We start from the raw sequence: 14,583 nt of genomic DNA, 5'->3' as shown, positions 1-14,583 counted from the left end.
GGGCTTTCTCATTTTCAAGCATTAAAGGATCAGGTTTCAGATACTTGAATTAGTGTTTTAAAAAACAATCATTTTCACAACTAAATTCAGGAGACTGATATGAAAACCTCATCACAGCGATCCATCATTGATTGTCTGAAAACCAACTATAGACCTTCAATTGAAAGATTATTGAAAAGCATGTATCAATCCGTAGAACGCAATCAAAAAAAGGGAAAGCCACTCAATTACTGTTATTTAATTGAACGACATCAGAACCAGTAGTTCGCAGAAAGTGACCTGAGGTGTGAGGATCATTACTGCGACATCGTAGATGGAATAGCTCAAAAAAGGAGATTGCGAAAAGTGCTTCATTTGCGCCAATAAGGGGACGTCCTAAAGTGCAGGTAAAAAAGTTCCTCCCAAAACGGCCAACGTCAATACGATAATGGAAATAATAAATTCTCCGCAGGTATAAATCTTTAAGCCTCCGGTTACGGAAAAACCACTGAGCTCTACGGTGACCCAAAATCCACTGTCATTTATGTGGCCAATACTCATTCCACCGGAAAGAGCAGCCAATGCTATCCACACCGGGTGGAGACCAACGGTAGTTGCTAAACTTGCACCTGCCATAATGTTCATCGTCGTTATCGAGGCAACGGTACCTGATCCCTGGGAGACCCGGAATATCAGGGCTATACCATAAGTGATGAGTATCGCCCAAAGTGCTGAGTTTGAAAAGCTGCTTATCCCGCTTGCCAGCGTAGTACCAATTTCAGTGCTTTCTATAACAGCTCCAAAAGAGCCTCCTGCACCTGTTATCAGCAATACAAGACCAGCTGAGCCCATAGCTTTTTGAACAGATTGCGTCATTACTTTTCCCTTCATACATCTCCCCGCAATGACATACGCCATTATAGCGCCGACAAGCATTGCAGTAACTTTATGACTTAAAAACTGAATGATACCGGGAACCTGTTCAGTAAAAGCCTGGCAAGCGGTACCGCTCAGGATCAGCAATATTGGAGTTATAATAGGGATAACGGCAACTATTGCACCGGGTGCATTTTGAGGATATTCCTCGGTGGTCTCCAACGGCTCTTTGATCTGGTCTTTTTCCTCATTCCAAAAACCAAGATCAAAAAAGTAAAACAGGATCTTTATGGAAAGGAAAACAGCCAGAATCCCAAACAACAAACCCGCTATAATCATTATGCCGAGATCGAATCCCAGGATATCCGCTGCCGCTAAAGGATTGGGAGTGGGAGGGACAAGTGTATGAGCGGCCGCTGCACCGATTACCATCGCCCCCACTGCGTAGGGGAGAGGCTTACCTATCTCTTTGACAAGCGCAAGTGCTAAAGGAATCAAAATGACGAACGTAACATCGAAGAATACGGGGATCGAAAAAAGAAATGCTGTCAGCCCGATTCCGTAGAATACAAGCTGCCCCGGGAAAATATCGATCATTTTAAGAGCTATCGACCTGGCACCGCCACTGTCATATATCAACTGGCCAATGATAACGCCGAATCCGATAGACAATCCCACGGCAGCCATAAGATCACCAAATCCCTCCGTAATCTGGCCAACGGTTTCGACTAAACCCAATCCCGAGGCCAGTCCCATATAAATACTTCCACAAATAAGGGCAACAACCGGACTCCACCGAAATACAATAATAGCCACCAGGATAACAGCAACAGCTATTATCAGATTGGTAATTAAAAGTGGGGTAGATACCATATACGGCTTATCTGGCTGAGGTTTGAAGACTGTTTAAATCTGCCATGTCATCGTTTTTTAATTTTGTCTTCCATTTCAGATATCATCGAATTGTAGGCTTGGTCAAGGAGTCTTTTCAGATTGGGCAGGCCTTTCTCCTGTTCCTCTTCCCATTCACGTGCAAACTTTCCGTTTTCAATATATTTGTAGGCATCAGCCAGTGTTTCCCGGATAAAGGATTTGTCCAGCGCTTCGATACGTGATAATTGCCCATACTGGCTGGTATGCGAATGATAGGGAAACTGCTTGAACAGGCCGTCTTCAGCCATTTTCTCAAACATATAGGCAGGTTCCCGAGACATATACATTTCGATCAGCGACGCTTCGGGCGGATGCCCCTTTTCAACTTCAAAATGAAATGCTTCCACCAATATCGATATGATCATTGGCCAGATGGCCTGCTCTGCAAGAAGATCCAGCATGGTCTCATCTTTAAACGTCACTTCAATAGATCCCATTTTTGTTGCTCCCATCGCCTTGGCAAGTGCCAGAGCCGTTTGCAGAGCCTCACCCGTAGCATCCTGCTCTACAGCAATAAATGCCGGAAATCCCTCTCCATTCAGATAATTACTGCGGACGCCATCTCCAATCATGCGAGGGGCAATCATAATGGTATCGATGCCGCTGGGAGGCACAATATGTTCAAACGTAATATTGTATCCTGAGGCAAAATTCAACACATTACCAGGTTCAAGATGAGGTAATATCTGTTCGCGATAAACCCTGGGTATGATTTCATCAGGGATCAATAAAAAAAGGATATCAGACTTACTGGCTATCTCTGGTAAATCATCAACCTCGAAACCATCTTCTTCAGCCTGTGTGAAAGTCTCATCCCTGGCAGTACCGATAATTATATCTGATACACCAGAATCACGCATGTTTAATGCCTGGGCCCTGCCCTGATTCCCATATCCAATTATCCCGATACTCTTTTCATGTAGATTAGAAATATCTGCATCCTCGTCGTAGTATGTATTTGCCATTATATAAAGGCTGAAAAGATTTTTACTCGTAACTGTTGCTCCCGTTAATACAACACATAAGAGTATTTCATTTTGGTATCTTATTCAAGATTCACTTCAAAATACCACTATGCCGTTCGCCTCGGCATTCTATACCCATAGAATTAAAGGAAAGAATCCCAGGGTGTTTAATGTGAAAAATAAAAATGGGGCAGACCATCTAAATGATCTGCCCAATCTACACTACAGTTAGAATCAGGATTAATCGACTACGGTAAATCCACCTTCAAGTACGTCTTGGGAGTTACCACCCACAAATACTTTAAATTCACCCGGTTCGACGACCTTCTCCATATCGATGTTGTAAAAAGCCAATTTCTCCGGACCGAGATTAAAGCTCACAGTTTGAGTCTCTCCCGGATCCAGCTGAATCTTTTCGAATCCTTTTAATTCTTTAACCGGCCGTGTCACGCTGCCGACCAGGTCCCGAATATACAGCTGGACAACCTCTTCTCCTGTACGTTCGCCGATATTCATCACATCTACGGTTACATTCACCGATCCAGCCACCCCAATGGAATCTCGACTTACACTCAGGTTATCATACTCAAACGTCGTATAACTCAGTCCGTACCCGAATGGATAGAGCGCGGAATTTTCAACGTCCAGGTACCGGGAGGTGTAGCTGTTGTTTGGATCAAACGGCCGGCCCGTCATCTTATGATTATAATGGTAGGGAACCATGCCCATAGTGCGGGGAAAGGTGGCCGGGAGTTTGCCGCTTGGATTGTCATCCCCAAAAAGGATATCGGCTATGGCATTACCCCCCTCAGTTCCCGCAAACCAGGTCTCCAGGATAGCCGGAATATTCTGCGCTTCCCATTCAATGGCCAGCGGCCGACCATTCATCAGGACCATCACAATAGTAGTGCCGGTTTCTTTAACCGCCTTTAGCAGCTCCTGCTGCACGCCGGGAAGGTCCAGATGGGCGCGAACGGAGGCTTCCCCACTCATCTCCCGCGCTTCGCCGACCACCATAACAGCCACCTCCGCATCCCGGGCAGCTTTTACGGCGGCATCAAATCCTTCTCTTGAACTGCTGTTGATATCTGCCCCTTTCACATAGGTGACGTCGGTGTCACCGGACACCTTGTTTTTGATGCCCTGTAACACGGTCACATTATCTTCGGCTCGCCCTGCGCCCGACCAGTTACCCAGCAGGTGCTCTTGGCTGTCTGCCAGCGGACCAATGACGGCGAGTTTCTCCACCTCTTTTGGAAGGGGGAGCAGGTCATTTTCGTTTTTCAGAAGCACAATCGACTCACGTGCTACCTCGCGGGCTTTAGCTCGATTTTCTTCGCTCAGAATCTCACGCTTTTCACGCCCTGCATCGCTGTAGCGATAGGGATCCTCAAATAGTCCCAGCCGGTATTTCATCTCCAAAATACGGCGAACCGAACGGTTGATGTATCCCTCCGGTATCTCCTCGTTACGTACCAGCTCCGGCAGCTGCTCCAGGTACAGGCCACTCTGCATATCCATATCTACATTGGCCTCTATCGACTTGAGCGCAGCATCACGACCGTCTTTGGCGTATCCGTGTGTAATCATTTCGGGTATCGAGGTGTAGTCGGTTACCGTAAACCCGCTGAAGTCCCATTCCTCGTGCAGAATTTTGTTCATCAGGAACTTGTTGCCCGTGGCCGGCACGCCGTTCAGTTCGTTGAAAGCGGTCATAATCGTGGAGGCCCCGGCGTCCAGTGCCGCCTTAAATGGCGGCAGATATATCTCCCGAAGCCGTCGCTCCGACATATTCACCGTGTTGTAGTCGCGACCGCCTTCCGGCGCTCCGTAAGCGGCAAAGTGTTTAACCGTGGCCATCACGGTTTGATGGTCCGAGAGATCATCGCCCTGGAATCCACGTGTGCGGGCAGCGGCCATCACGCTTCCCAGGTAGGGATCTTCTCCCGAACCCTCAGAAGTACGTCCCCAGCGCGGATCGTTGGTAACGTCAACCATGGGAGCGAAGGTCCAATGCAGCCCCGATGCCGCAGCTTCACGACCGGCCACCCGGGATGCTTCCCGCACCAGCTCTGGATCCCAGCTGGCCGTCTCACCCAGCGGTATCGGGAAAATGGTGCGGAATCCGTGGATGACGTCAAAACCAAAAAGGAGCGGGATGCCGAGCCGGGTCTCTTCAACAGCCGTTTTCTGCAGTTTCCTGGTATAATCTACGGTAAACGCATTGAACAGGGCACCAACTTTCCCCTCTCTGACCAGCTCCAGGTAGTTATCCCGAATCGTCGGACCGGTGCTTGTCATATCGCTGGTGAAGAGGGTCAATTGCCCCACCTTCTCTTCCAGCGTCATGATGCTCAGAAGGGAATCAACTTTGTGATTGATCTCCTGCTCCGTTAAGTGCTGCCCCAGGGCAGGAGTGCTGGCACTGATTAGAGTTGCTGTCCAGATGACAACCATTGGATAGAGTATTTTCTTGAAAGCATTCATGATCATACTGCTTTTTTATGCCTGTTTAATAATTATTCAAAATTTTGATCCATTTTTTTCTGGTTTGAAAACTCATCTTCAAGCCACCCATTCTCAAAACCGGCACGTTCCAGGCCGCGGCGGATATAAGGATTTTCTTTCATTAGTTCCCAAATTAACCCGGATCGATAATTTTCGACCATCAGTAAAATCGGACCCTGGTCGATCCCCAGGTAATCACCATTAAACCATCCTTGTTGAGAGTCTACCACATCCCCACGATCCATTTGAACATCCGTAAACCTAAACGAAGGATTAAAGGCATCCCTGAATCCGTAATCACCGTAGAGCCGTTCGCCGTAGGACTGCTTCATGGTGTAGAGGGCATCGACTGATCGGACGGGAGTGAATGGCATGGATCCACCAGCCGCGGTCGGGGCAATGGTGCCGTCATCATTGACATACAGCGCGCTTGCCCCCCGAGCCCAGTAGGTATGAAACTGTACTGATTGCCCGTTAAGCTGGCGGGTAATATCAGCCGGACCGTCGCTGGCGGTCAACCCCCAGATATTTTTGCCATACCCCCTGAACCCATTCGGATTGGCGATGGCGTACTCCCGTTGTGCAATAGTGGCCCGCCGGGAGTTTTCGAAATAATCGATGCCCGCCCTGCGCATAAAGGCATCCTGAATGCCACGGAAATCTACCCAAATATGGGAGTATTGATGTCCGAAAAGGGGCGTGAAGTTGACATGCGGCTGCCCGTGAAATGTCTCCCACTCGTAAGTGTCGGTCCAACGGTTCCAGGCCTCCGCCTTAATGGGATGAGTCGGTGAGCCCAGCGCCAGGATATACAGGATCATCGCCTCGTTGTATCCCTGCCAGTGAGCATCGAGGAATCCTTCGCCCGGGCGATACCCCATGCTGAGCAACGGTTCGTGATCTTTGGAATAGAACCACGTCCACTCGGCACGGGAATAGATAGAATCAGCCAGGGCACGAATGCGTGTCTCCGTCGGGTTCTTTTTGTCAAAGTATTCCTGTGAGGACAGCATTCCTGCAAACAGCAGGGCGGAGTCAATTGTTGAAAGCTCTACATTTTGGAACCGATGCCCGGTATCCATCTTCAGAAAGTGGTAGTAGAACCCTTTGTAACCGGAGACCCCTGAAGGCTGGGGACCCATCGGGGCATCCCAGAAAAATTCCAGGGTTGTCAAGGTATGTTCGGCGGCGTGGCTTCGTGTTATGTAGCCATTTTCACTACCCACTATGTAGGAGGACAAAGCAAATCCTGTTGCTGCAATACTGGAAAAGGGCGGATTGGGTGCGCGGTCTGGGGTGAGGCCATTTTGTGGATTCGTGGTCTCCCAGAACCAATCGAAGGTATCGCGCTGAAGGGTGTCCAGGAAACGCCGTTCCTCAACGGTAATTGAATCCGAAGGGACGGTTCCGGTCGGCGGGGCTACCGTAGCGTCATCGCCACAGCCAATAATGCTGAAGAAAGCAAACAGCTGTAGGATTAGCCAAGCTCTTAGTATATGCCTGAAGTTATAGAACACTAATTTAGGATCATTTCAAAAGGCAACGTACCACAAGGACTTTTTCCGGAATGATGGGTTAGGGCCTGTTAACACTAATTGTGTGCACTGTGCCAGAGGCCATTTTTCCGTAAGCCAAGGCGCCGGGAGCGTGGTGTGGGTCCCTCACACTAGCAAGCGGGAACGCCGGATTGCGGAAAAAGGGCCCTGGCCCTTGGGGTTGCGCCCGAAATGGTCCCATCCTGTGTTGCTGATCGCTCATGTAACAAGGCTACACAACGCTCTCAGCGCCTTGGATGGTCCCATTTCGGCCAGCAACGCAGCGTACCCAGTTAGTGTTAACAGGCCCTAGTTCAAGTGTGGACTATCAAAACCGAGTTTCTCCAAGCCATTCTGCACTTCCGGCGCCGACATGAACAGGTTCCACAACAGGTTGGTCCGGTAGTTCTCCATCATCACCACAATGGGGCCCTGGTCTATGGCCAGGTACCGTTCAGGGTAGAAATTCTTTTCCACACTCATAGCGTCATAGAATCCATATTTACCAAATGTTCTGTCCCCGTAGTTGTAATACAGGTTTCGGAGTACATCCATGGAGTAATTGGGAGTATAAGGGAACGAGGAGAGAGCTGCAGTAGGCGAGATGACTCCGCGATCCCGATCTTCACCGGGCATGTGGGCTGCGTAACCCACACTTCCGTCATCATTCGCTGTATAACTGGCGGTTAGTCCCCACAAGTCAGGGCCGTATCCCTCGTAATCATTGGGATTTTGTATGCACCACTGTCGGTTAATCAGGGTATGATTAACATTGTGTTTCCAGTAATCGGCATATCGGTCGGAGAGGCCTCTCGGATCGAGTCCCAAAAAAGAGTAATGCTCCCAGAACAGGGGACCACCGTACTTCAGAGCCCCATTGTGTTTAAGAGACAGTTTGTGCCCATAGGTAAATATGGTGGTGTCTATGGCACCACTTCGCGCCCAGCCCTCGTAGTATACCTTGGCGGGAATGCCGTGAGTGGGAGATGAAGCGGCCAGGACGTATGTTATCAGCACTTCATTGTATCCTTCCAGCGGGAAATCCATCTCCCACCCGTAATCTGGCGACCAGTGCCAGTAGAGTACATCCTGGCCTCCCCGGCGGTACCAGTCCCATTCCACCTCGCGCCACAATTCGTCCATTTTAGCCGCAAGTTTTTGCTCTCTGTCATTGCCCCCGCGCAGGTACTGGCGCGCCGTAAGCAGTCCCTGCACCAGGAATGAGGTTTCGACAAGATCGCCCCCATTGTCCTTCTGGCCAAATGGTTTTACTTCGCCTGTTTCGCCATACATCCAGTGCGGCCAGGCGCCGTGGAAGCGATCGGCATTTTCCAGAAAATTGGTGATTTTCTCCAACCGTGCTACGCCCTGCTCACGTGTGATGAAACCGCGCTCCATGCCCACAACAATCGCCATAATGCCAAACCCGCTGCCACCAGACGTCACTACGTTTTTATCATCCTGGGGATATACTCCATCGACATGAAAACGCTCTCGAGCCATGCCCGAGTTGGGTTCGGCCCCGTCCCAGAAATACTGGAACGTATTGTGCTGCACCAGCGTCATCAGGGAATCGGCGGTGATACGCTGTTTTTCCGCTGCCGCTTCCTGGGCCCAAGTTGTGCTGGCCGGAGCCAGGAACAGCACACAGGTTATTACAAAGGTGAATATTGCGAAACTTTTCTTTGAATAGTCTGAAAGTACTTTTTCCATGCTTCTACAGCTTTAGTATTGGTTTTTATAAAAAGCCATCACGATTTCTGTTAAAAGTCTGGGAACAGAAGTAAATGACAAAACTCAGACAGTAAAATCCCGATGGTAATTCTGATTAATCTGGGTCACAGAAGATCTGTGCATATCCACAGCGCGGGAATTAATTCCCGCGCTAGTGATAAAGCCTATCTACTCAACCTCGTCAACTAAACACGTAGAAAAGATAACCTCAGACCCAGCCACATATTCAATTGAGAAACAAAACTTTTTAAAGCTTGAATTGACCTCCCCTTTTTGCCCTGAAAGAACCTCCACCAGAATCGAATTGAAAAAAGGAAGGCCCCTATCCACAGAGGCCTTCCATGAGTTCAGACTAATAATTTGGGTTTTGCTGCATCTCAGAGTTCAGATCGAGCTCCGACTGCGGGATGGGATAGACATTGTGTTTGTCATCCTGGTACTCCTTGCCCTGGGCTCGCAATAGCTCACCGGCACGTCCCTGCCGCTGGATATCGAAAAAGCGTTGCTGCTCCATTGCCAATTCAACGCGCCGTTCGTGCCAGATATCCTCAAGCAGTTGCTGACCGCTGGAACTAACATCAGGCAGTAGTTCTTCTGTGGTCATGGTGGCAACAACTGTTTCTGTATTGGTCGATAGCTGGCCATTGCTGAACGTTTGGGTTACCCGCTCAACTGTTACCGCTATCTGCTGCCCGGGATCTTTTGAGCTCATCTCATTGTTGAAGTCGCTCACACTGGTAACTGAAACACCATCAATTGATGTGATCAGGTCGAGGGTATTAACCTGCAGCGTCTGGTCGTTGTTAACCAGCTCCCAGTCGAGGCTTTCGAGCCCGGCTCCATCGGCGGGACCGCCAATATTGGCATAGCGGATAAAGACATGATCCTCCATATTGGACATGCCGATAGTGTCGGCCACCACACTGGAGAGCGGTTCAACAACTAACCCAACCGTTGCATTCATGTCACCACGAGCACGTTCACGCACCATGTTGACGTAATCACGGGCCGTGGCTTCATCGCCTGTTTTTTGAGCAGCCTCGGCGGCAATTAAAATTACGTCGGAGTAGCGGATGCGCCGAATGTTAGTTCCGCCGTTAAAGGTCCCGCTCGGGCTATCTAGAGGCACAAACGCCTTTTGGTTGTATCGCTCATCGTTCATACCGGAGTTGTCCCGGACAACATCTTCCTCACCATAAGGCAGTGTCTCATGCACGAAAAGCATAGTAGACTGCATCCGGTGATCACCAGCTTCAAAGGATTCCAAGAGGTCGCGGTTTGGCGTATTGAATCCCCAGCCCAGGTTGGGTGTACCCCGAGCGCTTTGGATTACGCCGTAGGGCGCTCCGCCGAGCCCCTGGGAGTTGGCAACGGCCTGGATTTCAAAGATTGATTCAGAGGAATTCTCACCTTCGGGCCTGAATATCTGGTCGAAATCGTCGAGAAGCTGGTATTCCCCGGAATTGATCACATTCTCAGCCATCTGAAGAGCTTCCTCGTTTTTATCCCGATACAGGTAAACTTTGGCTAACAAGCTCTGGGCCGCTCCCTGAGTAATCCGGCCGAGGTTAGAAGCTGCATATTCTGATTTTAGCGGAAGAACCTCGATGGCATCCAGCAGGTCCTGCTCTATCTGGTCGTAGACATCCGAGGCGGGGGCTCGCGGCTGACGGAATTCGTCGGGCTCGAGCGGTTGCAGGACCAAAGGGACATCCCCAAATGCGCGGACCAAAAAGAAGTAGAGGTAGGCACGGATGAATTTGTTTTCACCCACCAGCCGGTCCCGCAGGGTTGTGTCCATATCAATGCCCGGGATGTTCTGGATCGCCAGGTTGGTACGGAATATACCCTGGTAGTACCCCTGCCAGGTTAATCGAAACAGTCCGTTGGTGGGAGTAAACGTGAAATTGTCGATGGACAGCATTTCCGGGTTGTCCGACGGCGTACTGCCTTTTGAGGCGTCGTCGGAGGCGATATCGGTCATTCCGACCCATCCAAATGAATGGACCCAGAAATCACGCAGCTTTTCATACGAGGCGTTGGTGGCCTGTATGGCATGTTGTTCCGTTTCAAAGAAACTCTCCTGGGTGAGTTCTCCACGAGGTTTCTTGTCTAGTAACTGATCTTCGCAGCCTGAAAAGCCAACCGCTAACAATCCGACCAGCAACAGGCTGACTAGTATCTTATAACGTTGGTTTAAATATTTCATAGCTAGAATCTCTTTCACTCTTTTAAAAATTCGTTTGACAGGTTCCTTTTAACCCTCTCTAAAATTGCAGTTCCAGACCGACCATATACGATGAGGGTACGGGATAGGTACCTCTGTCAATACCGGTTGAGATAACTTCGCCTCCACCGATCTGAGGTGTATAGCCGGCATATTTGTCAAATCTTAGCACATTCGTCGCATTCAGGAAGATGCGCGCACGCTGGATATCCATCTGACCGGTAATATTCACCGGAAGTGTATATCCAAGCTGAACATTTCGAAGTCGCAAGAAATCACTGTCGTAAATAAACCGGTCGAGGACCTCATAATTATGACCCGACTCCGTGATACGCGGCTCGTCATTGCTCGTTCCCGGTCCCGTCCAGCGGTCCAGGTAGAACTCTTCATAATTAAGTAGTCGGAATCCACGTATCGCCTGACGACCATACACAACCTGGCCACCCATTTGTCCATCGAGATCGAGAGCCAGGTCGAATTGTTTGTAATTGGCCGAAAAGTTCAAGCCAAAGTTGAAGTCAGGAATCGGAGACCCTAAATAGGTTTTGTCAGCGTCATTTATTACGCCATCCGGCTCACCGGTAAGATTTCCTTCATCGTCAAAACCGTTAATATCGGCAATCTTGATATCTCCCGGCTGCTCTCCACCACGCGTGGCCGAGTTGTCAATTTCTTCCTGATCCTGGAAGATACCTGCTTGTTTCCACCCATAGAAGGCACCGATGGGATGTCCTTCTTCCGTACGGGTAACAAAACCTAGATTTCGGACGTCACCGCCAAGGATAGCCTCCTCACGAGCGCCCAGTGAAAGCACTTCGTTATGTACGGTTGAACCGGTCAACCCAATGGAATAGGTGAAATCGCCATTACTGCCACGCCAGTTTAAACCGACGTCGAAGCCCCGGTTCAGCACTTTGGCGGCATTAACAATGGGCGCCGTATTTACACCCACGATATCCGGGATCGGTACGCGAACAAGGATATCCTTCGTTTCCCTCCGGTACCAATCAACCTCTGCTGTCAGGCGATCTTCCCAGAGCCCAACTTCCAGCCCGATATCAAGCTGTTCGGTCTCCTCCCATCGCAGATCGGGATTTGAAAGAGCCGTTACCGTTGCCCCGGGACTCAGCGACTGGTCAGGACCGAACACAGAGACCAGACCGGAGTTCACTGTAGGAATCGCTTCACCTGATGGGATCTTATCATTACCGATCAGGCCCCAGCTGGCACGCAGCTTAAGGTTGTTGAGTGTCTCCACATTCTGCATGAAGTCCTCGTTGGAGATCCTCCAGCCTACGGCCACGGATGGGAAATTACTCCAGCGGTGCCGGTCCGCGAACTTAGAAGATCCATCGCGACGGAAGGTTCCCGTAAGCAGATATCGATCGTCATACACATAATTGACACGTGCCAAGTAAGAAATAATACCCCAGGAATTGGAAGTATTGAAGTTGGTCTGGCTGTCGGGATCGCCGGCATTCAGGTACCAGAATATCGGGTCATCACCCGGGAAATTTTGGCGGGATCCACCCATATTTTCAAATACAAATTCCTGGTAGGTAACACCTGCGACGGCATCTACCCTGTGAATCCCGAACTCATTATTGTAACTGAGGGTGTTTTCATTTAACCAGTTGAGTTCGCGATCTTCGGTGACATTTAAGGAGCTGTTTTGGTTACTCTGGATTGAAGAGACAAAATATTCGGGATTATAATTTTTTCGCTCATCCCGACCCCAGTCGACACCGACATTGGATTTAAACCGGAAGTTTTCCAGGAAATCGATTTCGAGGTAAGCTGTACCGGTTGTACGGTATTTAAAATTGTCGTTTCGGTTATAAAAGACCGAGGCCACCGGGTTGACATCTCCTCCGTTGACAGTCGTATTAGCGAATTCTCCACTATCATTGCGAACCGGAACGGTCGGGTCGGCCCGTAGTGCTACATTCACGATATCGCCCGGTTCATTTTTTCGATCATTTCGAATAAACGACAGGTTGTGCCCAAACGTCACATTATCGCTAAGCAGATATTCATTGTTTGCTCGAAACGTCAAGCGCTGGAAATCGGCATCTCTGAACACCCCTTTTTCATCATAAAAGTTGGCGCTGACGTTGTATGTCATCTGGTCCGAACCGCCACTGGCCGAAATGTTGTACCGTTGAAGAGGGGCGTTGTCATCAATTAGCAGGTCTTGCCAATTGGTGCCCTGGCCGAACTGGTCTGGATTTTGAAAGACCTGTGGGCGGCCTTCGTTGGCAGCAGACTCATTGGCGAGCATGGCATATTCGGCTGCATTCGCCATTTCAATTTTTTTGTTTACTCGCTGGAGTCCGTAAGAGGTCCGTACTGATATCTGTGGTTGTCCGGAGCGGCCTTCTTTCGTGCTGATAAGTACGACGCCATTGGCTCCGCGGGAACCGTAAATGGCCGTAGCAGAAGCATCTTTGAGCACTTCCACCGATTCAACATCCTGGGGAGAAAGGAATGAGATGTCGTCGAGCAGCATCCCATCCACCACATAAAGCGGGGAGGAGTTGTTTAATGTTCCCACACCGCGAATGCGAACCTCGGGTTCATCACCGGGGCGCCCGCTGGTGGGGGTTACCCGAACACCTGACACCTTGCCCTGCAGGGCGTTAGTCAGAGATTGAGTGGAAATCTTACTGATATCCTCGGAATCGACACTGGAAATGGAACCAGTCAGGTCACTTTTTTGCTGCACGCCGTAACCTACAACGACCAGCTCTTCCCCGGCCTCGACGGCCATCTCGCTCATTACGATATTAATTTCACTACGGCCTTGAACCGGAACTCTCTGAGTTTCAAAGCCGATAAATGAAAACACCAGGGTATCACTGGCATTCGGTACCGTCAATTTATATTGACCATTGGGACCTGTGGCAGTTCCCTGGTTAGTACCTTGAATTAAAATGTTTACACCCGGTAGGGTAGATCCATCACTTTCGGCTGTAACTGTACCACTGACTGTATGCTGGGCTAACGCGATTTGGCTTGAAGCAAATAGCCCGAGAGTCAGCAGTATCAGCAGCCTTTTTGTAGCTGTTGCTGACATATGACTCTCCTGTTATTTAGGATTAGAATTATGGTAATGCAGCAGGAACCAGTTTAGTTATACACTTCCTACTCTTGGAGTGCTAGTTCGTATTTCTCACGAATGTTTAATCTTTCCCTATTAGCTGATTGTAACCCACTTTTCGGTGAGAATCCGAACCAGATCATTTACATGCAATGTGGGTTCTTTATCACTGTAATCAGATTTATAGCTGACCAACTCAATTAATCAAATTGATTAGAATTCGAGCTAGCTGATATGTTTCAACATTAACGGATCGTCTCAGGTTCAAATGTATTCACCTTATTTTCCCATATAAGGCAGGTATTTTAAAACCCGGCGATCACGAATTATAAACTCAAATAGCCTGGACGAGTTCCATCCTGCCTTTTAAGGCTTTGCGAGCCCACAGTGTGGGACATTACTGAGATCGCGCAGCAAATGTGTGCAGGTTCGTGCCGGATATTGACTGCTCTAGTAACCAGATCCCTCCACATAGTAACACAGACCACTTCAGGGTAGTGAAGTTATCGACTTCACTATAGTTAAACGTTCGAATTCAAGTAACAAAAGAGCTATTGCGATCGGGTAGATAGAATTGGTATACACTAAAATTCATAATTAGTCGAGTAGCCAAGGGGAATTTCACCCCAAGGCCCTCACAGAACCGTACGTGACAGTCTCCCGTCATACGGCTCTTGTTGTTCTATCGCTATAGCGATTGGGCTCATAATCATCAATCTTCCCAAC

General features: G+C 49.2%; 7 protein-coding genes. All 7 read right to left on the bottom strand.

Annotated features, from left to right (window positions below):
- Positions 1 to 375: 375 nt before the first annotated feature.
- The 7 genes from NC796_RS01590 to NC796_RS01560 all read right to left on the bottom strand — a co-directional run bounded on the left by NC796_RS01590 (position 376) and on the right by NC796_RS01560 (position 13,833).
- Positions 376 to 1,728 carry a GntP family permease gene (locus NC796_RS01590; protein ID WP_310681481.1) on the bottom strand — a complete coding sequence of 451 codons (1,353 nt, stop codon included), beginning with the start codon at positions 1,726 to 1,728 and terminating at the stop codon, positions 376 to 378.
- A gap of 47 nt (positions 1,729 to 1,775) precedes the next feature.
- On the bottom strand, positions 1,776 to 2,753 hold the full coding sequence (gene ilvC, locus NC796_RS01585; RefSeq protein WP_310681480.1) for a ketol-acid reductoisomerase: 978 nt from the start codon (positions 2,751 to 2,753) through the stop codon (positions 1,776 to 1,778).
- A 240-nt stretch (positions 2,754 to 2,993) separates the two neighbouring features.
- Positions 2,994 to 5,240, bottom strand: a complete 2,247-nt coding sequence (bglX, locus tag NC796_RS01580; protein ID WP_310681479.1) for a beta-glucosidase BglX — start codon at positions 5,238 to 5,240, stop codon at positions 2,994 to 2,996.
- Positions 5,241 to 5,272: 32 nt separating this feature from the next.
- Positions 5,273 to 6,778: a glucoamylase family protein gene (locus NC796_RS01575; protein ID WP_310681478.1), complete on the bottom strand. Its 1,506-nt coding sequence runs from the start codon at positions 6,776 to 6,778 to the stop codon at positions 5,273 to 5,275.
- A gap of 327 nt (positions 6,779 to 7,105) precedes the next feature.
- Entirely contained in the window at positions 7,106 to 8,509 is a 1,404-nt protein-coding gene (locus NC796_RS01570; protein WP_310681477.1) for a glucoamylase family protein, read from the bottom strand.
- Between the two features lie 373 nt (positions 8,510 to 8,882).
- Positions 8,883 to 10,739 carry a RagB/SusD family nutrient uptake outer membrane protein gene (locus tag NC796_RS01565; protein ID WP_310681476.1) on the bottom strand — a complete coding sequence of 619 codons (1,857 nt, stop codon included), beginning with the start codon at positions 10,737 to 10,739 and terminating at the stop codon, positions 8,883 to 8,885.
- Between the two features lie 58 nt (positions 10,740 to 10,797).
- Positions 10,798 to 13,833, bottom strand: a complete 3,036-nt coding sequence (locus NC796_RS01560; RefSeq protein ID WP_310681475.1) for a TonB-dependent receptor — start codon at positions 13,831 to 13,833, stop codon at positions 10,798 to 10,800.
- Positions 13,834 to 14,583 lie beyond the last annotated feature (750 nt).

This window comes from Aliifodinibius sp. S!AR15-10 (assembly GCF_031569985.1).
Lineage (GTDB): Bacteria > Bacteroidota > Rhodothermia > Balneolales > Balneolaceae > JAMQKA01.
The sequence above is the reverse complement of the archived record's forward strand: the minus strand, read 5'-3'. Positions and strand labels throughout refer to the sequence as shown.

Coding starts and splice junctions, on each gene's coding strand:
- NC796_RS01590 (WP_310681481.1), bottom strand. CDS start 1,728: ATGGTATCTACCCCACTTTTAATTACCAATCTGATAATAGCTGTTGCT.
- ilvC (WP_310681480.1), bottom strand. CDS start 2,753: ATGGCAAATACATACTACGACGAGGATGCAGATATTTCTAATCTACAT.
- bglX (WP_310681479.1), bottom strand. CDS start 5,240: ATGAATGCTTTCAAGAAAATACTCTATCCAATGGTTGTCATCTGGACA.
- NC796_RS01570 (WP_310681477.1), bottom strand. CDS start 8,509: ATGGAAAAAGTACTTTCAGACTATTCAAAGAAAAGTTTCGCAATATTC.
- NC796_RS01565 (WP_310681476.1), bottom strand. CDS start 10,739: ATGAAATATTTAAACCAACGTTATAAGATACTAGTCAGCCTGTTGCTG.
- NC796_RS01560 (WP_310681475.1), bottom strand. CDS start 13,833: ATGTCAGCAACAGCTACAAAAAGGCTGCTGATACTGCTGACTCTCGGG.